At 70.2% G+C, this 21,776-nt stretch carries 24 protein-coding genes and 1 tRNA gene; 9 read left to right on the forward strand and 16 right to left on the reverse strand.

Annotation, left to right across the window (positions count from 1 at the left end):
- Nucleotides 1-60: 60 nt before the first annotated feature.
- The 6 genes from Hbl1158_RS03965 to Hbl1158_RS03990 form a co-directional block, all read right to left on the reverse strand.
- Nucleotides 61-1,407: a M24 family metallopeptidase gene (locus Hbl1158_RS03965; RefSeq protein WP_234298767.1), complete on the reverse strand. Its 1,347-nt coding sequence runs from the start codon at nt 1,405-1,407 to the stop codon at nt 61-63.
- The gene (locus Hbl1158_RS03970) at nt 1,408-3,273 is read right to left on the reverse strand and encodes an ATP-dependent helicase (protein WP_234298768.1); all 1,866 of its coding nucleotides are present in this window, start codon (nt 3,271-3,273) and stop codon (nt 1,408-1,410) included.
- A gap of 182 nt (nt 3,274-3,455) precedes the next feature.
- On the reverse strand, nt 3,456-3,644 hold the full coding sequence (locus Hbl1158_RS03975; RefSeq protein ID WP_234298769.1) for an HVO_0416 family zinc finger protein: 189 nt from the start codon (nt 3,642-3,644) through the stop codon (nt 3,456-3,458).
- A gap of 147 nt (nt 3,645-3,791) precedes the next feature.
- Nucleotides 3,792-5,321 (reverse strand): carboxypeptidase M32, encoded by a 1,530-nt coding sequence (locus tag Hbl1158_RS03980; protein ID WP_234298770.1) that lies wholly within the window; start codon nt 5,319-5,321, stop codon nt 3,792-3,794.
- A 123-nt stretch (nt 5,322-5,444) separates the two neighbouring features.
- Complete coding sequence (locus Hbl1158_RS03985) at nt 5,445-5,864, reverse strand: hypothetical protein (RefSeq protein ID WP_234298771.1); 420 nt, start codon at nt 5,862-5,864, stop codon at nt 5,445-5,447.
- 43 nt (nt 5,865-5,907) lie between these two features.
- Nucleotides 5,908-6,762 carry a deoxyribonuclease IV gene (locus tag Hbl1158_RS03990; RefSeq protein ID WP_234298772.1) on the reverse strand — a complete coding sequence of 285 codons (855 nt, stop codon included), beginning with the start codon at nt 6,760-6,762 and terminating at the stop codon, nt 5,908-5,910.
- A gap of 151 nt (nt 6,763-6,913) precedes the next feature.
- Between Hbl1158_RS03990 and Hbl1158_RS03995 the strand changes: the two genes are divergently transcribed.
- A complete protein-coding gene (locus tag Hbl1158_RS03995) occupies nt 6,914-7,615 on the forward strand; it encodes a DUF4396 domain-containing protein (RefSeq protein ID WP_234298773.1) in 702 nt (233 codons plus the stop codon).
- A 101-nt stretch (nt 7,616-7,716) separates the two neighbouring features.
- On the forward strand, nt 7,717-8,265 hold the full coding sequence (locus Hbl1158_RS04000) for a redoxin domain-containing protein (RefSeq protein WP_234298774.1): 549 nt from the start codon (nt 7,717-7,719) through the stop codon (nt 8,263-8,265).
- 122 nt (nt 8,266-8,387) lie between these two features.
- Here the strand turns inward: Hbl1158_RS04000 and Hbl1158_RS04005 are convergent, their stop codons facing one another.
- Nucleotides 8,388-9,248, reverse strand: a complete 861-nt coding sequence (locus Hbl1158_RS04005; RefSeq protein WP_234298775.1) for a biotin/lipoate A/B protein ligase family protein — start codon at nt 9,246-9,248, stop codon at nt 8,388-8,390.
- Between the two features lie 179 nt (nt 9,249-9,427).
- On the opposite strand from Hbl1158_RS04005, the gene Hbl1158_RS04010 reads away from it, so the two are divergent.
- The 4 genes from Hbl1158_RS04010 (at nt 9,428) to Hbl1158_RS04025 (ending at nt 12,728) form a co-directional block, all read left to right on the forward strand.
- Nucleotides 9,428-10,345 (forward strand): serine/threonine-protein kinase RIO2, encoded by a 918-nt coding sequence (locus Hbl1158_RS04010; protein ID WP_234298776.1) that lies wholly within the window; start codon nt 9,428-9,430, stop codon nt 10,343-10,345.
- A 110-nt stretch (nt 10,346-10,455) separates the two neighbouring features.
- Nucleotides 10,456-10,914, forward strand: a complete 459-nt coding sequence (locus Hbl1158_RS04015) for a FlaD/FlaE family flagellar protein (protein ID WP_234298777.1) — start codon at nt 10,456-10,458, stop codon at nt 10,912-10,914.
- Between the two features lie 2 nt (nt 10,915-10,916).
- A complete protein-coding gene (locus tag Hbl1158_RS04020; protein WP_234298778.1) occupies nt 10,917-11,984 on the forward strand; it encodes a rod shape-determining protein in 1,068 nt (355 codons plus the stop codon).
- Between the two features lie 6 nt (nt 11,985-11,990).
- Nucleotides 11,991-12,728, forward strand: a complete 738-nt coding sequence (locus tag Hbl1158_RS04025; protein WP_234298779.1) for a hypothetical protein — start codon at nt 11,991-11,993, stop codon at nt 12,726-12,728.
- 147 nt (nt 12,729-12,875) lie between these two features.
- Here the strand turns inward: Hbl1158_RS04025 and Hbl1158_RS04030 are convergent, their stop codons facing one another.
- Together Hbl1158_RS04030 and Hbl1158_RS04035 are read right to left on the reverse strand one after the other, a co-directional pair.
- Nucleotides 12,876-14,018: a CBS domain-containing protein gene (locus tag Hbl1158_RS04030; protein ID WP_234298780.1), complete on the reverse strand. Its 1,143-nt coding sequence runs from the start codon at nt 14,016-14,018 to the stop codon at nt 12,876-12,878.
- Between the two features lie 141 nt (nt 14,019-14,159).
- Nucleotides 14,160-14,579, reverse strand: coding sequence for a CopG family ribbon-helix-helix protein (locus Hbl1158_RS04035; protein WP_234298781.1), 420 nt, complete (start codon nt 14,577-14,579; stop codon nt 14,160-14,162).
- A gap of 131 nt (nt 14,580-14,710) precedes the next feature.
- Between Hbl1158_RS04035 and Hbl1158_RS04040 the strand changes: the two genes are divergently transcribed.
- Entirely contained in the window at nt 14,711-15,073 is a 363-nt protein-coding gene (locus Hbl1158_RS04040; protein WP_234298782.1) for a response regulator, read from the forward strand.
- 455 nt (nt 15,074-15,528) lie between these two features.
- On the opposite strand, the gene Hbl1158_RS04045 is transcribed toward Hbl1158_RS04040, so the two are convergent.
- A tRNA-Val gene (locus Hbl1158_RS04045) sits at nt 15,529-15,603 on the reverse strand.
- Nucleotides 15,604-15,717: 114 nt separating this feature from the next.
- Between Hbl1158_RS04045 and Hbl1158_RS04050 the strand changes: the two genes are divergently transcribed.
- Entirely contained in the window at nt 15,718-15,966 is a 249-nt protein-coding gene (locus Hbl1158_RS04050) for a CopG family transcriptional regulator (RefSeq protein ID WP_234298783.1), read from the forward strand.
- 18 nt (nt 15,967-15,984) lie between these two features.
- Here Hbl1158_RS04050 and Hbl1158_RS04055 read toward each other — a convergent pair whose 3' ends face one another.
- From Hbl1158_RS04055 to Hbl1158_RS04065, 3 genes are all read right to left on the reverse strand, one after another.
- Nucleotides 15,985-16,251, reverse strand: a complete 267-nt coding sequence (locus tag Hbl1158_RS04055; protein WP_234298784.1) for a hypothetical protein — start codon at nt 16,249-16,251, stop codon at nt 15,985-15,987.
- A 158-nt stretch (nt 16,252-16,409) separates the two neighbouring features.
- A complete protein-coding gene (locus tag Hbl1158_RS04060; RefSeq protein WP_234298785.1) occupies nt 16,410-16,946 on the reverse strand; it encodes a cob(I)yrinic acid a,c-diamide adenosyltransferase in 537 nt (178 codons plus the stop codon).
- Nucleotides 16,947-16,950: 4 nt separating this feature from the next.
- Nucleotides 16,951-17,190: a glutaredoxin gene (locus Hbl1158_RS04065; protein ID WP_234298786.1), complete on the reverse strand. Its 240-nt coding sequence runs from the start codon at nt 17,188-17,190 to the stop codon at nt 16,951-16,953.
- Between the two features lie 241 nt (nt 17,191-17,431).
- On the opposite strand from Hbl1158_RS04065, the gene Hbl1158_RS04070 reads away from it, so the two are divergent.
- Nucleotides 17,432-19,591 carry a S9 family peptidase gene (locus Hbl1158_RS04070; RefSeq protein ID WP_234298787.1) on the forward strand — a complete coding sequence of 720 codons (2,160 nt, stop codon included), beginning with the start codon at nt 17,432-17,434 and terminating at the stop codon, nt 19,589-19,591.
- Between the two features lie 92 nt (nt 19,592-19,683).
- On the opposite strand, the gene Hbl1158_RS04075 is transcribed toward Hbl1158_RS04070, so the two are convergent.
- The 3 genes from Hbl1158_RS04075 to Hbl1158_RS04085 form a co-directional block, all read right to left on the reverse strand.
- Entirely contained in the window at nt 19,684-20,544 is an 861-nt protein-coding gene (locus Hbl1158_RS04075) for an isocitrate lyase/phosphoenolpyruvate mutase family protein (RefSeq protein WP_234298788.1), read from the reverse strand.
- 266 nt (nt 20,545-20,810) lie between these two features.
- A complete protein-coding gene (locus Hbl1158_RS04080) occupies nt 20,811-21,005 on the reverse strand; it encodes a cold shock domain-containing protein (RefSeq protein ID WP_234298789.1) in 195 nt (64 codons plus the stop codon).
- 366 nt (nt 21,006-21,371) lie between these two features.
- On the reverse strand, nt 21,372-21,758 hold the full coding sequence (locus Hbl1158_RS04085; protein ID WP_234298790.1) for a thioesterase family protein: 387 nt from the start codon (nt 21,756-21,758) through the stop codon (nt 21,372-21,374).
- Between the last annotated feature and the right edge of the window lie 18 nt (nt 21,759-21,776).

Consider the following 21,776-nt stretch of genomic DNA (forward strand, 5'->3'; position numbering starts at 1 on the left):
AAGCCACTTGTGGTCGGCACAACGACCGCGCCCGCGACGCCGTCGCCGATGCGGTCGCCGTCACGGTTGCCGATGCGGCTGCGACCCCTCGCGACGCCTCGGGACCAGCGAGAAGGGGTACTCCCCGAGGAGGTCGTAGCCGTCGTCGGCGACGACGATCAGATCCTCCAGGCGGACGCCCCCTTCCCCGGGGTCGTACACCCCCGGCTCGATCGTCACCACGTCGCCGGCGGCCAGGGGTTCGTCGGCCGACAGCGACGGCCCCTCGTGGAGCGAGACGCCGACGCCGTGGCCCGTCGAGTGAGTGAACCCGACCGCGTCGGAGTCGACGCGGAAGCCGTGGGCCGCGAGCTCGGCGGCCGCCTCCTCGTGGACCGTCGAGGCGGGGACGCCGGCGGCGACCTCCGCCAGGGCGGCCTCGCGGGCGCGCTCGACGGCGAGGTACGCCCGGCGCTCCCAGCCGCCGTCCGGGTCGACCGCGAACGTCCGCGTCACGTCGCCGTAGTAGCCGTCCGGACCCCGCGGCGACACGTCGAGCAGCACGGTCTCGCCCGGGCGGATCGCGTCCGTGCCGGTGTAGTGGAGGTCGGCGGCGGTCGCGCCCGCCCCGATCACGGTGTTGCCGGCGTCGCGGACGCCGTGGGCCGCCAGCACCTCGTTCACCTGCCGGCGGAGGCGCTCGGTCGAGAGCGCGCCGCCGTTCCAGCGCACCGCGCCCGCGCCGTCGTCGGCGTCGGGATCCGGCGTCGCCTCCGCCAGTATCGCCTCCGCGCGGGCGACGCCGCGGATCGCCGCGCGCTGGACGCGTCGCAGGCGATCGATCTCGGCGTCGGTCTTCGTCCGTCGCGCGCGAGCGATCGCGTCCGTCGAGGCGACCTCGTAGCCGGCGTCCGACAGGTAAACGGCGGCGTCGTGGGGAATCGACTGCGGGACGAGGACTGTACCGCCGTCGACGCCGCGGGCCGACAGCGCCGCGGCGGCCCGAACGCCCGCGTGATCGCCCTGTCGGTCGGTCAGGACCGCCTCGCCCGGGAACTCCCGGCGCGCCTGCTCGTCGAACAGCGCGGGCGCACAGAGGGCCGTGTGGAGGTCGTCGGTGGCGGTGTCGTCGCCTGCTGCGTCGCCGTCGGGAGACTCGTCGGGGTCGTCGCCGCTGTCGCCGGCGTCGTCGCCGTGGCTGTCGCTGCCGGGGGCGTCGGTCGCCACGAACGCGTAGTTGCGGTCCGGTCCGGAGAAGCGCGTGAGCCACCGGAGGTCGTCGTCGAAGCGGTCGCCGACGGCGACGAAGCCGACGGCGTCGCGCTCGGCGAGTTCGGTCGCGAGCGACGCGTAGTCGGTCCCGAGCGCGTCGTCGTCCCCGCCGTCGGCGTCGCCACCGCGGGCGTCCGGCCCGTCGCCCGCGCGCATCTACGCCTCGAGTTCGGGGTCGGGTGCCTCGCTCTCCTCGACGATCTCGTCGACGATCGCCTGCGGGTCGCGCTCGTCGAGTTCGTTGTGGAGCACGACCGAGATCGGCAGCGTCGGTGCCCCGTTGACGAGGTTCTCCATGAGGACGAGCCGCTCGCGAGCGCGCGACATGCCGACGTAGAACACGCGGCGCTCGTTGTCGGTGAGCACGGGGACGGGGTCGGTCGTCTTCGTGAACTCCTCGCCGTCGCGCCCGGTCACGTCGAGCCCCTGCTGGTCGGCCTGGGCGGCCATCTGCTCGACGACTTTCTCGGTGAGGTCGGTGTTGACGAACACGTGGTCGGCCTCGCGACCCTTCGCGGAGTGGATGGTGCCGAGGCGGACCCGGCTGGGGTCCTCGCCCTCGTACTCGCCCGCGAAGTACGCCTTCATCGACTTGCGCTGGAAGCTGGTGATCTTGCGGGCCATGTCGGCGGCGGCGGGGCCGTCGGGCATGAACGGAACGTACTCTTTCACGTCCTCGGGCGACAGCGGGATCTCCGCGAGGTCGTCCTCCTCTGCGGTCTCCTCCACGTCGTCGAGGAAGTCGTACAGCTCGTCGCGCTCGTTGGAGCCGAACGCCGAGTCCTGGAGGATGTCCGCGAGTCGGCGCGCCTCGAGGGCGGTGAGCGCCTCGTTGCGCTCGACTGCCTCGACCGCGCTGACGTAGTCGCCGAGCCGGTCGGTCCACATCCGCTGGTCGGTGAGACACGAGAAGGGGATCCCCTCGGAGATGAACTCGTCGATGAAGTCGAACATCTGATACCGCGCCCGGAACAGCACCATCACCGTCTCGTCGTCGGTGGAGCCGATCGTGTGGCGGACGTTCCGCACGAGATCGAGCATCGACGGCGAGTCGATCGCCTCGACGGTCCCTCCCTCCTTGCGGGGCTTGAGGTCCTTCTCCTGGCGCTTGTCGATGTGACGGATCTCCGTGTTGACGACGTTGAGGATGTTCGACGGGAGCCGGTAGGAGTTGGGCAACACCTCGTCCTCGTCGACCTCGGTGTCGAGCAGCAGCGCCGGGTCCGCGCCCTGCCAGGCGTACACGACCTGGTCGTCGTCGCCGGCGATGAGGCCCGATTCCATGTGCGGCTTCCACTCCTCGTACACGTCGTACTGGAGGGTGGTGATGTCCTGGAACTCGTCGATGACGAGGTGGTCGACCGTCGGAACGAGCGACCGCTGGGCCACGCGCTCGAGCATGTCCGCGAAGCCGACCAGCTCGTTGTCGCCCTTGTACGCGCGCCACGCCCGAATGGCCTCGGGCACGTCGAGGCGCTCGTCCGAGGAGGGCCACGTCGGCGTGTACTTGTTCCCCTCCTGGGCGTTGGGGTCGATGTCCGGCGGGAGGCGGACCTCCTCTACGTCCCACTGGAAGGGGACGTCGTACCAGTCGGCCACGTCGCGCTTGGTCCGCTGGAGCCACTGGGAGGTGGCGATCACCTTGTTGCCCAGCGTCGTCGACCGGGCGGTGCGACGGCCCGCGCCGGAGTACTCGTCCTCGTACTCGACGCCGTAGTCGTCACAGAACTCCTCTTTGTCGTCCTCGCCGACCACGTCGCCTCGCGAGAGGTTCAACAGCTCGTACGCCTTCGCGTGCATCGTACAGACGTTCCCCTGCAGGTGTCGAGGGGTGGTGTCGAGTCGCTCGGTGAGTCGCTCGCGCACCTCGGCGGCGGCCGCTCGGGTGTACGAGACGACGAGGATATCGCGCATCGCCACGCCGTCGTCGATGAGCCCCTCGACCCGGTCGAGGAGCGCGGTCGTCTTCCCGCTGCCCGGACCGCCGAACAGTCGGGTGACCGTCGGATCGCTCATTACCATGCCCTCTCGGTCCCGACCAATAAGCCCCGTGGCTCGTGCTCGCGAACGGACGCGTCCGGAACGGAGAAGGCCGATACCGATGCTCGTGCGGGGCGATCTCCCCCGATACCCGCGACGCTGGGTCCGATCCGGCGTCGCAAACGCGGGCGCTCTCGGGTCGCTACCGGGTCGCTATCGAGCCGTCACCGGACGGTCTCGGGTCGCCACCCGCACACCGAGCACTCCGCGGCGTCCCCCTCGTGAAGCCCGCCGCAGTCTGGACATTGCAGCTTGTTATACGACTCTTCCCATCGGGCTGCCTCCGTGTCGTGGCCGCGACTGGTCAGGAACTCGTCGAACAGGTCGTCGTTCGGGCTCGGTGCCGACGCCATACATGGTACGCTATACCATGACAGCATATAGTCCTTCTGGCGACTCTCTCAAACCTGAAATCGGCCGACGTAGCCGTGATTCCCGCGCTCTCGCCGCGGACGCAGGTTCGTCGCCGATTCCGCGTCGCCGACGCTCGGGCCTCCCGATCAGAGCCCGTACAGTTCGCCGAACTTCTCTTCGACGTAGTCGAGGAAGTACTCCGCGGTGAGGGGTTCGCCGGTCGCCTCCTCGACCAACTCGTCGGTCGGGTAGCGCCGTCCGTGCCGGTGCACGTGCTCGGTCATCCACTCCCACAGCGGCTCGAACTCCCCCTCGCGGATCAGCGCGTCCACGTCGCCCAGGTCCTCGCGCATCGCGTGATCGAGTTGCGCCGCCAGCACCGAGCCGATGGTGTACCCCTGGAAGGCGGCGAATCGACTGCTCCAGTGGATGTCCTGGAGACAGCCGTCGGCGTCGGTGTCGGGGACGACCCCGAGGTAGTCGTCCATCTTCGCGTTCCAGACCTCGGGGATCTCGTCGACTCCGACGTCGCCCTCGACGAACGCGCGGTCGATCTCACACCGGAGGATGATGTGGAGGTGATAGGTGAGTTCGTCCGCCTCGACCCGAATGAGGTTGTCCGGGTAGATCTGGTTGACAGCCTCGTACGCCTCGCGTGCGGTGGCGTCGGTGCCGAGGTGGTCGTTCGCCTCGTCGACGAACCCCTCCCAGAACGGCTCGGTGCGCGCGACGTGGTTCTCCCAGAACCGCGACTGCGACTCGTGGACGCCGGAGGACAGCGACGCGCCCAGCGGCTCGCCGAACCGCCCGTCCGGCAGGCCCAGTTCGTAGCTCGCGTGGCCGAACTCGTGGACCGTCGCGGTGAACGCGTCCATCGGGTCCTCGGGCTTGAACCGCGTCGTGATCCGCGCGTCGAACTGGTTGCCCGAGGTGAACGGGTGGGCGGACACGTCGATCCTCCCGCGGTCGTCGGGGTACGCCAGGGCGTCGAGGACCGCCTCCGAGAGGCCGCGCTGGGTCTCTTCGTCGTACGGTCCCGCCTCCACGAACGGCGACGCGAGGTCGCGGTCGGCGGCCTCGATCGACTCGATGAGCGGGACGAGTCCGGCCTTCAGCTCCTCGAACACCTCCTCCAGTCGGTCGAGCGGGAGGTACGGCTCGCCGTCCTCGTACATGACCTCGTAGGCGGGGCGGTCGGGATCGATCGCCTCCGCGCGGTCGACGTGCAGGTCGCGAAGCGTCTCCAGCGCGGGCGCGAACCGCGAGAAGTCGTCGTCGCCCTTCGCCTCCTGCCACACCTGCTGGCTGTGCGACTGGTGCTCGGTCAACTCCTCCACCAGCGACTCCGGGAGCGAGCGGTTGCGTCCGTGGCGACGCCGGATCTCCCGAACGTTCGCCGCGCGCTCGGCGTCGAGGTCGGCGTCCTTGGCGGCCGCGAGCGCGTCGGCCATCGCGTCGCCCGTCAGCTTCTCGTGGGTCGTCGCCGACAGCGCCGCCAGCTGCTTCCCGCGGGCGGGCGTTCCACCCTCGGGCATCGTCACCTGCTGATCCCAGTAGAGAACGCCGCTGCCGCTTTCGAGGTGCGACACCCGGGCGTACTGGTCCATGAGGTCGCGATACGCCTCGGGCGCGTCGTCGTCGACCGTCGAGTCGAGGTCCGCGTCGGGGACTGCCATGTGCGTGGCTGTGTGGCTCGCGGTATCAAGCTCCGGGTGGCCCGCGCGGATGGCCGGCTCTCCGCGGCCGACGCGGTCGTCGTGCCTCCGGCGCGGTCGTCGCGCGTCCGACTGACGGGGCGGCTACCGTGGACCGTCGAACGTCGCCACCCCGTCCTCGACGACGACGCCCCGGCGAACGACGCCGTCGACGGCCCACCCGGCCGCGTACGCCATCGCGACGAACGTGCCGTAGCCGGCGACGAGCGAGAGCGCCCCGTTCGGGCCGGCGACGCTCGCCCCGAACAGCGTCGTCGCGAGCAGCGTGACGAGCAGCGTCGCCGCGAGCGCGCCGACGACCTCCCGACCGCGGACCGGCAGCGCCGCGGCGAGGAGTCCGCCGCCGGCGACACAGCCCCCGAGGAGCGCGGACCGCGCCAGCGCCCCCGGGGTGAACACGGCGGTCGGATCGCCCCACGAGACCCCGAGGATCACCTGGACGCCGACGGCCGTCGCCGTCCACAGCGCGACCTGGACGAGGACCGAGACCGGGTGGCGTCGCATCGATAGTCGTGCTGGATCGTGCTGGAAGTCGAGCGCGTCGCGACTACTCCTCGCGCAGTTCCCGCACGCGCTCGATGTTCCACGCGAACGACTTGCCGTCCTCGGTGGGGGTCTCGAGCACCAGCGGCACGTCGCGAAGGTCCTCGTGGTTGATGAACGCGCGCATGCCCGCCTCGCCGATGCGCCCCTCGCCGACGTGGGCGTGCTCGTCCTTGTTCGTCCCGCACTCGTGTTTGGAGTCGTTGAGGTGGACGCACCGCAGGTGCTCCAGCCCGACGACCTCGTCGAGTTCGGCTATCGTCTCGTTCACCGCCTCCTCGCTGGAGAGGTCGTAGCCCGCGGCGAACGCGTGGGCCGTGTCCAGACAGATGTCGAGGTCCTGCTCGGAGCGGTCGAGCACCTCGGCGAGGTGCTCGAAGTCGCCGCCGAGCTTGGTGCCCGAGCCGGCGTCCGATTCGACGAGGACGGTCACGCCGTCCGGAACGTCGAGTTCGTCGAGGGCGCTGGCGGCGTTGTCGAGGCCCCGTTCGACGCCCGCGCCGGTGTGCGCGCCGAGGTGGACGTTGACGTACGGGATGTCGAGCTTCGCGGCGGCGTCGACCTCCTTTTGCATGGAGTCGACCGACTTCTCGCGGAGGTCGTCCTTCGGCGTGCAGAGGTTCACGAGGTACGACGAGTGGATTACCCAGGGGCCGACCCCGTGCTCCTCGCTGGCCTCGCGGAACCGCTCGGCCTCGTCGTCCGCGATGCTTGGGTCCTGCCACACCTGCGGGGAGTGGGTGAAGATCTGCCCGCAGTTGCCGCCGTCGTCGACCAGCGCGTCGACCGCGTTGTACGTGCCGCCGGCGATGGACTCGTGGGCCCCGACCTTCAGCGTCGGGTCGCTGTCTGCGCTCATACCCTCCGGTCACGAGGCGGGGGGCAAAGCGGCTTCGGAAGCGGCCGTCGCGTGGTCGCCGGGGACGGCGGACGCGTCTCCGGTGGATCCCGGCGCGGGTCGGCCATCGTTCCTTTCAGTCTCGGCGATCGATCGGCCGGGCGAACACGCCATGCAGGTCGATGCGGTCGTCAGTCGCCTCGAACGCGCGTTCGAGCCCGCCCGCGAGCTGCTCGTCCCCCCGCTGTCGGACCCGCGCGTCATGGGCGCGTGGGCCGTCGTCGTCGCGGTCTCGACGGCCGTGCTGCTGTGGGACCTCCGCGAGCGCAACGAGGCGATCCCGTCGTTGATGCAGGGCGTCTGGACGCTGACGGTGCTGTACTCCGGGCCGTTCGGACTGGCGGTGTACTGGTACGCCGGCCGCACGCAGATCCCCGGCGATTCGTTGGGGCGGCGCGGCTTCCGGTCGACGGCCCACTGTTACTCCGGTTGCGGTGCCGGCGAGGTGACGGGCATCCTGCTGGCGCAAGGAGTGCTCGGACTGGCGGTCGGCTGGGTCGCGGCGGCGACGTTCGGCTTCGCGTACCTGTTCGGCTTCTCGCTCACGGTCGGTCCCCTGCTTCAGGAGGGCGTCGGGCTCCGGGAGGCCGTCGTCGACGCGGTCTACAGCGAGACGCCGTCGATCACGGTGATGGAGGTCGTCGCGATCGGCACCGACCTCCTGCTTGCGGCCGACGCGCACGTCGGCGACCTGCTGTTCTGGGGCGCGCTGGCGTTCTCGCTGTCGGTCGGCTACCTCGCCGCCTACCCGGTGAACCTCGCGCTCGTCCGCGTCGGGGTCAAGGAGGGGATGGCGAACCCGGCGGAGCTGTGACGGGACCGGGCACCGCGTGACCGCCGGTCGGCGCGACCGGGTATCGACTCCGACACCGGGGACCGTACGCTTATTGGACTGACCGTCGTCCGTCCCGTCAAATGTCACGGTCGGATACGTCACGCGAACCGAGCGAGCCGCTCGACGTGGGCGACCCCGCACCCGATTTCGCCGCGACGCTCGTCACCCCCGAGGGCGACGCCGAGGAGACCGCGTTCTCGGACCTCCTCGACAAGCCCGTTCTCCTCAGCTTCTACACCGTGGACTTCAGTCCCGACTGCATCGAGGAGTGGTGCGCCTTCCGCGACTTCGACTGGTTCGCCTCCGGCGACGAGGTGCGGGTCGTCGGCGTCTCCAAGTCCGGCCCGCGGATCCACCGGCAGTTCATCGACCGACTGAACCTCGGCTTCCCGCTGTACGCCGACACCGACCTCGCGGTCTCGGAGGCGTTCGGGGTCGCCTACCGGACGTTCGGGCTCTTTCGCCGCTCGCGACGCTCGTGCTTCCTCGTCGACACCGACGGCGAGATCCGGTACCGCTGGCTGGGGGAACACTGGCTCGATCCGACCCGGGACACGCCGCCCGTCTCCGAGATCCACGAGGCCGTCCGGGAGGAGCTGGGCGACGAGCCGGAGACGTTCGGCTTCTGAGGGTCGGCGGCGACCGTGGCGGGTCGCTCGGCGGCGACCGGGCCGACCTCCTCGGCGGCGGCGCATCGGGCGACGACACCGCGGCCGCCCCGCGGGAACGCCCCGAGCGGTCGATCGCTCGCCTACCGCTGGCCGGGTCGCTCGCGCACCCAGCCGTCGCTTCGGTACTTCTCGTCGGCGATCTCCTCGGCGCGCGCGAGTTCCGCCGCCGTCCAGTCCCCCGCCTCGGCGTCGCTCCACGTCGCCAGCGCGTCCTCCAGGGCGGCGACGGCGTCCCTCCGCGTCGCGTCCGCGAGGTCCGTGATCCCGGCGACGCGCTCGCGGAACTCGGCCTCGTCGACGCCGTGGTCGCGAAAGACCGCGAGGTGCTCGCGCGCCCGCGCGTCGAAGGTGATCGACCCGTGCTGGATGACGCTGTCGTCGCGCCGGTACTGGGCGTTGCCCGAGAGCTTCCGGCCGGCACCGCCGTCCGCGCACACGTCGTGTGCCGGGTGGAGACCGCGGAGGTAGCAGGCGGGGCGGTGGATCGCGGGTCGCTCCTCGTCGGTGTAGTCTGCGTCGACGCCGAGCGCGCGCAACGCCGACAGCACCGGCGCACACAGCAGGTGATACGCCCCGAGGAGGTCCCCCGGCAGCTCGTCGGCCGGGGCCGTGATCGAGTAGGAGACGTCGCCGTCGCGGTCGTGGTAGATACCGCCGCCGCCGGTCTGGCGTCGCGTCACGTCGATCCCCGCGTCGGCGCAGTACTCCCAGTCGACGGTGTCGGGCTCCTGGGCGTACCCCATCGAGAGACAGGAGGGCTCCCAGCGGTACACCCGGACCGTACGGGGCCCGCCGTCGGCGGCGGTCTCGGCGGCGACCTCGTCCAGCGCCATGTTCAGCGGGCCCGAACGGGATTCCTCGCGGATCAGCCGCCACTCGCGGTCGGCGAGCGGGCCGGGACTGGCCCCGGGCGAGTCACCGTCGGCGTCCGAATCGCTCATACTCCCCGTCCGGCGTCGTCGCTCAAAGAGCCCCCGGTCGCCTCGCCCGGCGGCCGCGGGGCTCTCGTCGGCAGTCCGGTCGGTCTCGGGGCCGCCGCCGGTGTCCGATCCGGCACCGACGCCCCGTCGCGTCCGTCGCCGCGAACGCCTTTTCACCCCGCGGCGACGACACACGCGTGATGGTCGGGAACGTCGCGGAGACGATGGCCGAACTCGAGCCCGAGGACTTCTATCTCCTCTCGGGCGTCGAGCAGGGCATGCGCTTCTCCGAGTGGGTGAACGTCGAGAAGATCCCGGAGTACGCCGGGCTGTCGGAGGAGAACGCCGAGTACCGGATCGACCGCTGCTCGGACATGGGACTCATTCGGCGGAAGACGATCCAGTACGAGGGCTACCAGCTCACCTTCGAGGGGTACGACGCGCTCGCGCTGCACACCTTCGCCGAGCGCGAGACGGTCTCGGGGATGGGCGCGCCGCTGGGCGTCGGCAAGGAGAGCGACGTGTACGAGGTGGAGTCGTACCGCCCGCTGGCGCTGAAGTTCCACCGCGAGGGGTACACCAACTTCCGGGAGGTGAACAAGGAGCGCGACTACACCGCCGACAACGACCACGTCTCCTGGCAGTACACCGCCCGCAAGGCCGCCGAACGCGAGTACGGCGCGCTCGAGGACCTGTACCCGAACGTCTCGGTCCCCCGGCCGATCGACCACAACCGCCACGCCATCGTGATGGAGAAGCTCCCCGGTCCGGAACTGGCGAACGCGAAGCTCCGCTCGGAGCAGGTCGGCGGCGTGCTCGACCTCGTCCTCCGGGAGATGGACCTGGCGTACCGCGCGGGCTACGTCCACGCCGACATGTCCGAGTACAACGTCGCCGTCAGCGACGAGGGCGTGACGGTCTTCGACTGGCCGCAGTCGGTCGAGACCGGCCACGCGAACGCCGACGAACTGCTCGCGCGCGACGTGGACAACGTCGTGAGCTACTTCCGACGCAAGTACCCCTCCGAGACGCCGTCGGTGGACGAGGGCGCTGTGACCGACGCGATCCTCGAGGGCTCCTTCGAGTCGGTCCGCGCGCTGGCGGACGCCGACGCCTGAGTCGGGCCGACCCGCGTTTCGGTTTCAGGGCTGATATTCGGGTCCGTAGGTATATACACCGACTGACGGATATCCAGACAGCGGCATCGGGAGTGCGGACGAACCAGGACATGCTCAGACCGAGCGACTACGACCCGAAGGAGTTGCGAGCGTTGACGGGAGCGGCGGCGCTGACGCACGCCGACGAGGACGTCGACCGGTGGGCGCAGCCGGACGACTTCCTCGGTCGAGCGGACGCGCGCGTGCGGGCAGCGCAGGTGGAGGACGCGTTCCTCCTTCAGGCAGCGAGCGACGGCGCGAGTCGGCCCTACCTCCCGGCGATCCCGGGATCGGTGGTGGGGACGCGGCTCGCGCTCGATTGGCTTCGCTACCTCGTCGGCGTCGGCGGGCGCGAACGCGCCCGCGAGGCGCTCGCCTTCTACCGGGACGTGGAGTGGCTCGGCGCGGACGCCGAGGACACCCTCGCGGCGCACCTCGAGGCCTTCGACGAGACCGAGGGCTCGCGCTTCGACGCCGGTCACCATCGGACGAGCCTCCTGTTCGTCGCCCGCCTCGCCGCGCTCCGATAACCATGGCAGCAGAATCCGACTCAGCAGACGACAGCTTCGAGAGTAGCCAGCCAACCCCAATCGGCGTCAAGCTCGGCTCCACCCGGACGGTGCTCCGGTACCCCGAGGAGGGTGAGGATGCGCCCCGGACGGTCCGCACGCTCACCTGTCTCGCCACCTACGAGGACGCCATCACCGGTGAGGAGAAGGCCCTGTTCGGGGAACAGGCCGCCGCCGAGTACCCCGAGCGCGTGGAGTTCATGCTCCGCTCGGGCCTCCCCGAGGACGACGACCGCGCCGAACTGGCGGACCGCTTCTTCCGCGAACTCCTCGCGGCCAACGGCGTCCCCGCCGACTCGGCGGTCGTGTACGCCGTCCCGACGATGGAGAACGACGACGGCCTCGAGAACCTCACCGAGGTCATCGAGTCGTCGAACATCGGCGAGCACACGATGCGCGCGTACCCCGAGTCCCTCTGCGGAGCGATCCCCGCGATGGGCGACGGCGTCGAGGCCGTCGACGACGTGTTCATCTCCGTGAACATGGGCTCGACGAACCTCGAGGCGTGCGCGTACCGCCGCGGCGACCAGCTCGTGCCGTTCTCGACGGGCTCGGTCACCGGCAACGACGTGGACCGACGGATCGTCGCGAACGTCGAAGAGGAGACGCAGGGACGCGTTCACGTCGACCTGACCACCGCCCGCGAGTACAAGGAGGAGCACGGCAACGTCGGGAACTTCGAGCCGTTCTCGGACGTGATCCAGCAGCCCGGCGGCGGCTCCCACGAGTTCACCATCGAGGACAGCGTCGTCGACGCGCTCGACTGGTACCTCGACGCCGCGGTCAACGAGGTCGCAAACGAGTTCCTCCCCGAACTCGCGAACGACTACATGAAGGTGTACCAGCTCTCGCTGGGCAACGACATCGCCGTCACCGGCGGCATGGCGTGCATCCCCGGCCTCGTCGAGGAGTTCGAACGCCGCCTGAGCGCGGAGCTCGACCGCGACGTGAACGTCGTCGCTCCCGACGATCCCGACCTCGCGGCCGCCGAGGGCGCACACCGGATCGCCGAGCGCCTCGCCGACCGGTAGGGACCCATGGGCGGCTTCGACTTCGACTCGGCCGCGGCGGACGCCGACACGGCCGTCTCGCCGGCCGAGCCGGAGCCGCTCGACGACCTCGATTCTCACGCGGACGCGCACGCGCCGACGCACGACGGCGTCGATGCGCGCCTCGACGCCCTGCTGTACGCCGGGGAAAAGCGGCGCGCGAGCCTCCCTGTGGCGACCGGCCACCTGGTCGCGACCGACCACCGCGTGCTCGCGTACGCCCCCGACGCGAACCCCGACGAGCGGGCGACCCTCCGCGCGGTCCACCGCGTCAACGTCACGGACGTCTCGCTGTCCTCCTCCGGGGCCGACTGGCTGGTCCGTCCCGTCGCCTACGCGGTCCTGGGCGGGCTCGCGATGGTTATCGCCGGATCGGTCGTCTCCTTCGACTCGATGAGCGCGTCGATGCCCGACTCCGCGGGGGCGACGGGCGTCGGCGGCCTGCTCTCGATGATCGGCGGCGTCCTGTCGGTGCTGTCGCTCGTGGACGACCTCCTCCGGGTCGTCGGCGCGCTCTCGCTGTTGGTCGGGGCGGGACTGCTGGGCGCGTACGCCCGCAGCCGCGGCGGCGAGGTCGCCGTCGAGACGGAGGGGGAGGCCGACACGCTGCGGGTCGCCGCCGGCGACGCTGACTCCGAGGCGCTGGCACGCTTTCGCGCGGACGCGGGGCTCGCGGACGGTGACGGCAAAAACACGGAGCACATCGCGGGACGGCTGCGCCGATAGGGCGGCCGCGAGCCGTCCCGCCATCGCCGTGGATCGGTCGCCGGCTCGGACTCGTCTCGGTCTGTTTCGTTCCGGTCCGTTCCGGTTCGTTCCGGTCCGTTCAGGTCCGTTCCGGTCCGTTCTGTTTCGTTTCCTCCGCTTCGACCGTTACAGCTCGCCCAGCTTCCGGAGGAGCTGACCGCGGTAGCGCTCGTCGGCGGTGACGCCCTTCACCTCGAGGACGTTTCGCTCCAGCTTGTCGAGCGCGACGTGGAAGGCGTGTTCGGCCCCGTACCCCTCGCCGGAGCCGGCCACCTGCCCGTGGGTGGTGCGGAGGCGGATCTGCGCCTGGATGAGCGGCGTCCCGCGGAGCTTCTCCTTGTGCTCGTGGAAGCGGACGTGCGCGTGCAGCACCCGCATCTCCTGGTACTTGTCGGACACCTTCCCGATCGACTCGCGGACGTCCTCGCGGGTGAGGGTGTCGAGGAGGGCGACGTTCGTGATCTGCACGTCCATCGCGTCCTCCTCGGTGAAGGTGAGCGCGCGCAACACGTCGGTCTTGGTGAGCACGCCCGCGACCAGGTCGTCGCGCTCCTCGGGCGTGACGACGAGACCGCTCACGTCGTTGTCGAGCATGGTCTCGACGGCGTCGCGCACGGACTCGTCGGCGGTGACGGTGAGCACTGGCGACGACATCATGTCGTACACCGGCAGGTCGAGCATGCGGTCGATGTCGCCGCTGCGGTCGCCGCGACCCTGTCGCTCGTCGTCGCGAACGACGAAGTCCACGATGTCGTGGGTGGTGAGGATCCCCCCCAGGCGACCGTCGTCGTCGACGACGGGGAGTCGCGAGATGCCGTTCTCGCGCAGGCGGTTGATCGCCTGGCCGACCTGGGCGTCCTCGGTGACGGTGACCACGTCCGCGGTGTAGATGTCCTCGACGCGCAGCGCGTCGAGGTTGTCGAGCACCGCCTCGAGGAGGGCGTCCACGGTGACGATCCCGTAGAGCTTCTCGCCCTCGTACACCGGAGCGATCCGCACGCCGCCCTCGACGAGCACGCGCGCGACCTCCCTGACGTCCTCGCGACGATCCACCTCGGGGGCGGCCTTCATCAGGGCCGCCGCCCGGGTGTCGTCGTCGACGCGGGAGTTGATCAGCTCCCGCTCGCCGAGCACGCCCGCGTACTCGCCGTCGTCCATCACGACGATCCCCTTCGGATTCTCGCGGTCGAAGAGGGAGCGGACCTTCCCCAGTCGTTCGTCCGCGTCTACCTCGACGAACTCCGGCACGGCGATGTCTTCGATGTCCATAACTCCATCCCGACGGTACGATTCCCCGGGTATTGAAGCTTGGTTCGGATCCCAGCGGCTGAATCCGTCACGCGTGTGCGCCGAACGACCGCTTAAATCGTCGGCAACGACCGTTTCGACGACGCTGCGGGCCGGACGGGCTCAGACGATCCCGTCGGCCTCGCCGATCGGCGTGACCGAGTAGTCGACGGTCTTGGTGTCGGTGGTCGCGCGGATCTTCCCGACGAACGTCGAGATCTGTTCGAGGTTCCCTTCGAGGATGAACAGCTCCATGCAGTTGTGGTCGCCCACGTGGCTGTGGAAGTTCGAGGCGACGATGTCCTCGTGTTCGTGACGAAGCCGCATCATGCGCTCCTCGACGGCCGTCCCCTCGTAGTCGAACACGACCGTGACGATCCCCATCAGCTCGCGGTCCTCGAGTCTGCGGTCCTCGAACTCCCCGAGGAGGTCGCGTGCGGCCTCCCGGAGGAATTCGCTGCGGCCGGTGTAGCCGTGTTCCTCGGTGAACTCGTCGATCCGGTCGACGAGGCTGTCCGGCATCGAGACGCTGACGACGCCCATGTAATAACTGAACCGCGATCGATTAATAATCCTTCCGCACCCGACGCGGGTCGCGGCCGATCGATCCTCTGAATCTCAGCTCTGAGTCGCGCGTGTCAACGCTTATGTCGGCCGCCGGGGAGGACGCGGACATGACGAGACGGGTCCTCATCGTGGACGACTCGGGGTTCCAGCGGACGCTTATTCGCGGCATCCTGGAAGAGGAGTTCGAGGTCGTCGGGGAGGCCGAGAACGGCGACGAGGCGGTCGACCTGTTCGAGGAGACGCGTCCGGACCTCGTGACGATGGACATCATGATGCCCGAGCGAGACGGGATCGAGGCGACCGACGCCATCAAGGACCGCGATCCCGGCACGCGCGTCGTGATGTGCACGAGCGTCGAGCAGCGCGACCAGATGAAGCGGGCGGTGCAGGCCGGGGCCGACGGCTACGTCACCAAGCCCGTCGAGGAGGACACGCTGCGGTCGGAAGTCGAGAGCGCGCTGGCGTCCTGACTCCGCGGTCGGTTCGTCGCTATCGCTCCTCGCGACGTGCCGCCGCAGAACTGGGTCGGGGCGGATTCGAACCTCGTTCACTCCGCTCGCTAGCGCTCGCTCCGTTCCCTGCTTCGAATCCGTCGGACACCACCGACCGCGGCGCGGACTCCTCGCTTCGCTCGTCGTCGGTGCGCCGCGAAAGGATGGGTTGGGGCGGATTCGAACCGCGGTCGTTCCGCTCGCTGACGCTCGCTGCACTCTCTGGTTCGAATCCGCCACGCACCGCCCCGGCGGCACGGCTCGTCGCTATCGCTCCTCGCGATGTGCCGCCTCAGGACTGGGTTGGGGCGGATTCGAACCGCGGTCACTCCGCTCGCTAGCGCTCGCTCCGTTCCCTGCTTCGAATCCGTCGGACACCACCGACCGCGGCGCGGACTCCTCGCTTCGCTCGTCGTCGGTGCGCCGCGAAGGGATGGGTTGGGGCGGATTCGAACCGCCGGCCTGCTCCGTGTGAAGGAGCCGTCATAACCGGACTAGACCACCAACCCGCACCCGAACGTATCCCGGTGGGAGGCTTAAGACTTACCGTCCGACGCGACGGGCGAACGCCGGCGAATCGACCGACCCGAGGATTAATCCCGTCCGACAACGGACCCCCGGGCGTGACGAAGATCGAAGTCGACCTGCCCGACCGAATCGACAGCGAGATCTCGCGCCTCACAGAGCAGGGGGAGTTCCTCAACCGCAAGGAGGCCATCGAGGACTTCCTCACCCGCGGTATCCAGGCGTACGACGTGGACGAAGAGACCCGCGACGGGGAGGCCGACGGCGACCTCTTCACCAACGCGGTCGACGAACAGCAGGACCCCGCCGCGCTCGACGGCGACTCGAACGACGAGCCGACGTTCTGAGTCGGCCCGTCCCGCCGATCACTCGCTCGACCGGCTCTCGCGGTAGTCCCGCAGGCGCTCGCGAGCGTCCTGCACAGCCTCCTTCGCCTCGCCCTCGGCCTTCCCCGACAGCTCCTTCAGGTCCGACTCGAGCCGGTCCAGCCGCGAGGGCTCGGGCACCTTCTCCTTGCCGACCAGCTCGCGAACGCGCTCCTCGACCGGCTCCAACTCCTCTTTGACGCCCTCTTTCGCGTGCTCGGCCGCTCGTCCGAGGTAGTACCGTGCGTCCTCGAAGTGCTTGGACATACCTGTCCTTTGCCGAACGACGAATAAATCGTTTGTGGCGGTACTCGCTGGAGCCGACCGGACCGCCAGGATCGACGGACACGGAAGCCGCGACCGTCGGGACCGTCGATGCCGTCGCCGCCGAACGCGAGGGCGCGGGGACGCGTCGGCCGGGTCGCCTACTCGTAGTCCGGGGCGTCCTCCGGGACGCCGTCGCGGGCGTTGACGACCCGCGCGAACGTGAACAGCGCGTCCGAGAGGCGATTGAGGTACGCGACCGCCTCGCCGTTCACCGGTTCGTCGTCGGCCAGATCGACCGCGCGGCGTTCGGCGCGCCGGACGACCGTCCGCGCGTGATGCAGCTTCGCGCCCGCCTCGCTCCCCGACGGAAGCACGAAGTTTCGCAGCGGCTCCAGCTCCTCGTCGAGCTCGTCGATCCACGCCTCCAACTGCTCGGTGTGGGACTCGCGGACGACCGGGTCGTCCTCGTCGGGGTCGGGATTGGCGAAGTCCGCCTGGAGCACGTGGAGGTGGTCCTGCACGCCGCGGAGCATCTCGTCGACGTCGTCGTACCCCGTCGGGCGGACCGTGCCGACGAGCGCGTTCGCCTCGTCGACGGTGCCGTACGCCTCGATGCGCCGGGAGGTCTTCGACACCCGGGACATGTCCCGGAGGTCGGTCTTTCCCTCGTCGCCGCGGCCGGTGTAGATCTTCATGACGCTACGCGAGGGTCCGCTCGACGTACTCGAGGATGTTCGCCGACTCGTTCATCGTGACGCCGCGCTCGTCGTCGACGAGCACCGGCACGCCGCGCTGCCCGCTGACGCGGGCGACCTCGTCGCGCTCGGAGTGGAGCGCGTCCGTCCAGATCGTCTCGTAGGCCACGTCGGCATCCTCGAGCGCGTCGTGGACCTTCTCACACCACGGACAGCCGTCCAGCGCGTACAGCGTTACGGACATGGATCTACCGTCGTCGGCGACCCGGAAGTAGCTTGCCACGACGGGCGTTCCGGCCGGAGCACCGTCGATGGCCTCGTCATCGTCGTCATCCTCGTTTTCGTGATCGTCGTCGTCATCGTCGACGTCGTTATTGTCGTCGCCGCGGTCGTCCTCGTCCTCATCGTCGCCGACGGCGTCACCGTCGCTCGCACGGACGGCCCGTTCCCGAACCGTGAAGTGGCAGTCCCGTCACCCGAGCCGTATGCAGACGGGACTCGATTCAGAGGCGTTCTACGACCTCAGGCTGCTTTCGGAGGTGGCGGTCTCGCCCGACGGCGAGCGCGTCGCGTTCGTCGCCACCGAATCCGACCCCGCGGCCGACGAGACGCGGACCGGGCTGTACGTCGCGCCCGCCGACGGCTCGCGCGATCCGCACCGACTCACGCGCGCGTCGACGGCCTCCGCGCCGACGTGGGGACCCGACGGCGACACCCTCGCGTTCCTCGCCGCGCGCGATGAGGACCTCGACCGGAAGCGCGGCCGGGTCGACGCGGACGACCCTGACGACCGAGGAGAGGGCGGAGCCGACGAGGAGGACGAGGACGACAGGGACGACGAGTCCGACGGGGACGACGGACCCGGCGACGGCGACGACCCGAAGCAGCAGGTGTGGCTGTTCGACCTCGCGCTCGGCGGCGACGCCCGACAGGTGACCGCCTTCGAGCGCGGCGTGACGGAGTTCGACCTCTCGCCGGACGGCGATCGCCTCGTCGTCGCCGCCCGCGACCCGACCGACGAGCAGGAGGAGTACCTCGACCAGCGGGAGGAGGGAGGCCCGATCGAGGTGACCCGGCTCCAGCACAAGCGCGACGGCGCGGGCTGGCTCGACGACGTGACCACGTACCTGTTCGTCGGCGACGCCGACGGCGACGCCGCCGACGCCACGGCGTTCGAGCGCCTCGACGACGCCCACGGCGCGGGCTCGGCCGAACCGCTCGCGGGACTCCAGCCCGCGTGGGGACCGACCGACCGGATCGCGTTCACCACCTGCGTCGACGAGGACCCCGACGACACCGGCGCGTACGACGTGTGTACGATCGCGCCCGACGGCTCCGACCGCCGGGTCGTCACCGACGGGAGCCTCCGGTGTGCCTCGCCGACGTGGTCGCCCGACGGCGACCTGCTCGCATTCGGCGGGAGCAACTACGAGAACTGGTACGAGCCGACGGAGGCGTACGTCGCGCCCGACGAGGCCGAGGCGGCGTTCGAGTCCGTCTCCGCGGAACTCGACCGGACGCTCGCGCGCACCGGCGCGCCCCGGTGGCTGGACGGGGAGACGGTCGTCGTCCCGATCGCCGACGAGGCGTGGACCAGGCTCGCCGTGTGCCCGGTCGACGGTCAGCCCCGGCGGGCGTTCTCCCGGCAGGGTCGCGACCGGACGATCGCGGCGTTCGACCTCGCGGGCGACACCGTCGCGCTCGGGTTGACGGGCGCGGACCAGCCGCCGGACGTGTTCGCGGTCCCGGGTGCCGAGCTCCGTTCGGACGACGCCGGCGGCCCGACGAGGCGGCTCTCGGCGCTCAACGACGGGTGGCTCGCCGAGCACGACGGCTCGCTGCCCGACTGTGAGGTCGTCGCCTACGAGAACTCGGACGGCGAGGAGATCGAGGCGGTCGTCTACTACCCGAACGACTTCGACCCCGACGCCGACGACCCGGCCCCGACCGTCTGCTCGATCCACGGCGGGCCGATGAGCTACGACGCCCCAGCCTACCGGTTCACCCTCCACTACTGGGCCAGCCGGGGGTACGTCGTCGTGAAGCCCAACTACCGCGGGTCGACCTCCTACGGCCGAGACTTCTCGGAGCGCCTGAAGGGCAGCAGGGGCGAACTCGAGACCGACGACGTGGTCTCGGCGGTGGAGCACCTCGTCGACGAGGGCGTCGCCGACCCCGACCGGCTGTTCTGCACCGGATTCAGCTACGGCGGGATCACGACCGCACACGTCGTCACTCGCACCGACGCGTTCGCGGCCGCCGCCCCCGAACACGGCATCTACGACTTCTACGCGAACTTCGGGACCGACGACAACCACAACTGGCACGAGTGGGAGTTCGGGATGCCCTGGGAGAACGAGGCGACCTACCGCGACATCTCCTCGATCACCCGCGTCGGCGACATCGAGACCCCGCTCCTGATCACCGCGGGCGAGGAGGACTGGCGGTGTCCGCCGACGCAGGCCGAACAGCTGTACGTCAGCGTGCGCAAGCAGGGGATCGACGCGAAGCTGGTGATCTACCCGAACGAGCACCACAACATCGGCAAGCCGAAGCGGGCGACCCACCGGATCGAGGAGTTGACGGAGTGGTTCCGAACGCACGATCCGGGCGTGGCTGAGGGAGCAAACGGAGTGAGCGACTGAGGCCACGGAACTCGGCGGAGCGGCACACGACCGCTCCGCCTATCACAAGCTGTCGGCCCCGTCGTCCCGTCGACGCTCCCGCGACCGACCGGTCAGCCGTCGCGTCGGCCCACCGACTCGGCCAGCAGGTCGGCCAACTCGTCGTACGGGACGGCCTCCTCCATCCGGTCGTACGTCCCCGACTCGAGCACCTCCGCGCCGATCGCATCCAGCGCGGCGAGGGTGGCGCGCATCGGCCCCGAGCCGACGCTGACCCGAGCGACCCCGAGGTCGCCCATGTCGGGCACGGGCGGCGCGCCGGGGCCGCCGAGGACGTTGAGCGGCGCGTCGATCCGGTCGGCCAGCGCGGCGATCGTCTCGCGGTCGGTAACCCCCGGGACGAACGCGCAGTCGCCGCCGGCGTCGACGTAGGCGTTCGCCCGCGCGACCGCCCGGTCGAGGCGGTCGCTCGGGTCGCCGACGCCGGCCCAGAACACGTCGGTCCGGGCGTTGACCACCGCCGGAACGTCCGATTCGTCGGCGGCCGCCCGGGCGGCGCTGATCGCCGCGGCGTGGTCGTCAGTCGCGGTCAGCGGGTCGGCCGGGTCGCCGGTGCCGTCCTCGAGATTCACGCCGATGGCCCCCGCCTCGATCGCCCGGGCGACCGTCTCGCCGACGGCGTCGGGCGCGTCGCCGTAGCCGGCTTCGATGTCCGCACTGACCGGGAGCGCGACGCTCTCGGCGATACGTCTCGTCGCCGCGATCATCTCCTCGCGCGGGACGCGCTCGCCGTCGGGGTAGCCGAGCGAGGCGGCGACGCCGGCGCTCGACGTGGCGACGGCCGCGAATCCCTGTCGTTCGTACATGAGCGCGCTCGCGACGTCCCAGGCGTTCGCCAGCACGAACGCCCCGTCGGAATCCTCGTGGAGCGCCCGAAACGTCCGCGCGCGGTCTCGCTGTGTGTCGTAGTCCATTGTCCCGTCCGCCGCGATCTCACGCTCCGACAGCGGCGAATCGACTGTCAGGTCGCCGCCCGCGGTAATAACGCTGCGGTCGGAACGGCCGGCGCGGTCGACGGCGTCCACGGCCCGCAGCCGTCGTCACCTGTCGCTGCCGGCGTCCCGCGGTGGCCGCCTCGCTGGACGGACCTGTCGGAGCGACTGCTCGTCGGGCGGGTCGCGAAAGAATCGGAGATCGGTGTCGTCTGGTGCCGCACCTCGAGGGCGCGGCGTTCGGTGCCTTACAGGCGCTGCAGATTCGTCGCGCGGGGGCCCTTCTCGGCCTCCTCGATGTCGAACTCGACCTCCTGATCCTCCTCCAGATCGGGGCCGCCAACGTCCTCCATGTGGAAGAAGACGTCCTCGTCCGCGTCCTCAGTATCGATGAATCCGTAGCCGCCGGTGTCGTTGAAGAAGTCGACCTTCCCTTTCGCCATACCCACTCGAGTCGAGACTGACTGATAACCCTTCCGTACCGGGGCCCCGTGTGTGACCTCGGCACGTGAGTGTCGGTAGCGTGGCTCGGTCTCGGCGGACGGGTGTTCGGGCGGGCGAGCGAACAGCGGCCATTCCTGGATGTTCGGTCACCCACCTGGGACCCGTTCCCCGCGACCGGGGCCGAGGCGGTGTCCGGGGAGTTCGCGTCGCTGACGGCGGGGACTCCGGCGACTGCTCGGGCGGCACCCGCGACCGTTCAGGCGGTCTCGGAGCCGTCGGGTCGCGCGTGGTTCTCCTCCGTGTGACCGGCGAGGAGCGGTCGCCGCCGGCGGGCGATCGTCCCGATCGAACGGGCGCTGTAGCCCTCACTCGGCAACGTGGCGCTCGGCCGCCTCGCGGACGGCGTCGGGCAGCGGGGCCGGCTCCCCGTCCGCGAGCGCGACCTGGACGGTCTCGGCCTCGGCGACGAGACTGCCCTCGGCGTGGAGTTCGTACGCGAACGTGAGACTGGAGGTGCCCACGTCGGCCACCTCGAGCACGGCCCGGACCGAGCCGGTCCCCCGGATCGGCGCGCGGTAGTCGATGTCGAGGGAGGCCAGCGCGGCCTCCGAGTCCGCGAGGTCGACGCCGACCTCGTCGTCGAAGAAGGCCGTGCGGATCTCCTCGAGGTAGGTGCAGTAGACGGCGTTGTTCACGTGTCCCATCGGATCGAGATCGCGGTACCGGACGGGAATCGTCGTCTCGTAGGTCATACGTCCCGATCGGCCCCG

Origin of the sequence: Halobaculum sp. CBA1158 (assembly GCF_021431925.1) — an archaeon.
In the GTDB taxonomy this organism is placed as follows: Archaea; Halobacteriota; Halobacteria; order Halobacteriales; family Haloferacaceae; genus Halobaculum.

Excerpts from the sequence above, each read along its gene's own strand:
- Hbl1158_RS04025 (WP_234298779.1), top strand. The coding sequence starts at position 11,991 with ATGGGCGGCTTCGACTTCGACTCGGCCGCGGCGGACGCCGACACGGCC.
- Hbl1158_RS04000 (WP_234298774.1), top strand. The coding sequence starts at position 7,717 with ATGTCACGGTCGGATACGTCACGCGAACCGAGCGAGCCGCTCGACGTG.
- Hbl1158_RS04065 (WP_234298786.1), bottom strand. The coding sequence starts at position 17,190 with ATGTCCGTAACGCTGTACGCGCTGGACGGCTGTCCGTGGTGTGAGAAG.
- Hbl1158_RS04040 (WP_234298782.1), top strand. The coding sequence starts at position 14,711 with ATGACGAGACGGGTCCTCATCGTGGACGACTCGGGGTTCCAGCGGACG.
- Hbl1158_RS04080 (WP_234298789.1), bottom strand. The coding sequence starts at position 21,005 with ATGGCGAAAGGGAAGGTCGACTTCTTCAACGACACCGGCGGCTACGGA.
- Hbl1158_RS04085 (WP_234298790.1), bottom strand. The coding sequence starts at position 21,758 with ATGACCTACGAGACGACGATTCCCGTCCGGTACCGCGATCTCGATCCG.
- Hbl1158_RS04075 (WP_234298788.1), bottom strand. The coding sequence starts at position 20,544 with ATGGACTACGACACACAGCGAGACCGCGCGCGGACGTTTCGGGCGCTC.
- Hbl1158_RS03995 (WP_234298773.1), top strand. The coding sequence starts at position 6,914 with ATGCAGGTCGATGCGGTCGTCAGTCGCCTCGAACGCGCGTTCGAGCCC.
- Hbl1158_RS04010 (WP_234298776.1), top strand. The coding sequence starts at position 9,428 with ATGGTCGGGAACGTCGCGGAGACGATGGCCGAACTCGAGCCCGAGGAC.
- Hbl1158_RS03985 (WP_234298771.1), bottom strand. The coding sequence starts at position 5,864 with ATGCGACGCCACCCGGTCTCGGTCCTCGTCCAGGTCGCGCTGTGGACG.
- Hbl1158_RS04020 (WP_234298778.1), top strand. The coding sequence starts at position 10,917 with ATGGCAGCAGAATCCGACTCAGCAGACGACAGCTTCGAGAGTAGCCAG.
- Hbl1158_RS04005 (WP_234298775.1), bottom strand. The coding sequence starts at position 9,248 with ATGAGCGATTCGGACGCCGACGGTGACTCGCCCGGGGCCAGTCCCGGC.
- Hbl1158_RS03965 (WP_234298767.1), bottom strand. The coding sequence starts at position 1,407 with ATGCGCGCGGGCGACGGGCCGGACGCCCGCGGTGGCGACGCCGACGGC.
- Hbl1158_RS03990 (WP_234298772.1), bottom strand. The coding sequence starts at position 6,762 with ATGAGCGCAGACAGCGACCCGACGCTGAAGGTCGGGGCCCACGAGTCC.
- Hbl1158_RS04015 (WP_234298777.1), top strand. The coding sequence starts at position 10,456 with ATGCTCAGACCGAGCGACTACGACCCGAAGGAGTTGCGAGCGTTGACG.
- Hbl1158_RS04070 (WP_234298787.1), top strand. The coding sequence starts at position 17,432 with ATGCAGACGGGACTCGATTCAGAGGCGTTCTACGACCTCAGGCTGCTT.
- Hbl1158_RS03970 (WP_234298768.1), bottom strand. The coding sequence starts at position 3,273 with ATGGTAATGAGCGATCCGACGGTCACCCGACTGTTCGGCGGTCCGGGC.
- Hbl1158_RS03980 (WP_234298770.1), bottom strand. The coding sequence starts at position 5,321 with ATGGCAGTCCCCGACGCGGACCTCGACTCGACGGTCGACGACGACGCG.
- Hbl1158_RS04035 (WP_234298781.1), bottom strand. The coding sequence starts at position 14,579 with ATGGGCGTCGTCAGCGTCTCGATGCCGGACAGCCTCGTCGACCGGATC.
- Hbl1158_RS03975 (WP_234298769.1), bottom strand. The coding sequence starts at position 3,644 with ATGGCGTCGGCACCGAGCCCGAACGACGACCTGTTCGACGAGTTCCTG.
- Hbl1158_RS04060 (WP_234298785.1), bottom strand. The coding sequence starts at position 16,946 with ATGAAGATCTACACCGGCCGCGGCGACGAGGGAAAGACCGACCTCCGG.
- Hbl1158_RS04030 (WP_234298780.1), bottom strand. The coding sequence starts at position 14,018 with ATGGACATCGAAGACATCGCCGTGCCGGAGTTCGTCGAGGTAGACGCG.
- Hbl1158_RS04055 (WP_234298784.1), bottom strand. The coding sequence starts at position 16,251 with ATGTCCAAGCACTTCGAGGACGCACGGTACTACCTCGGACGAGCGGCC.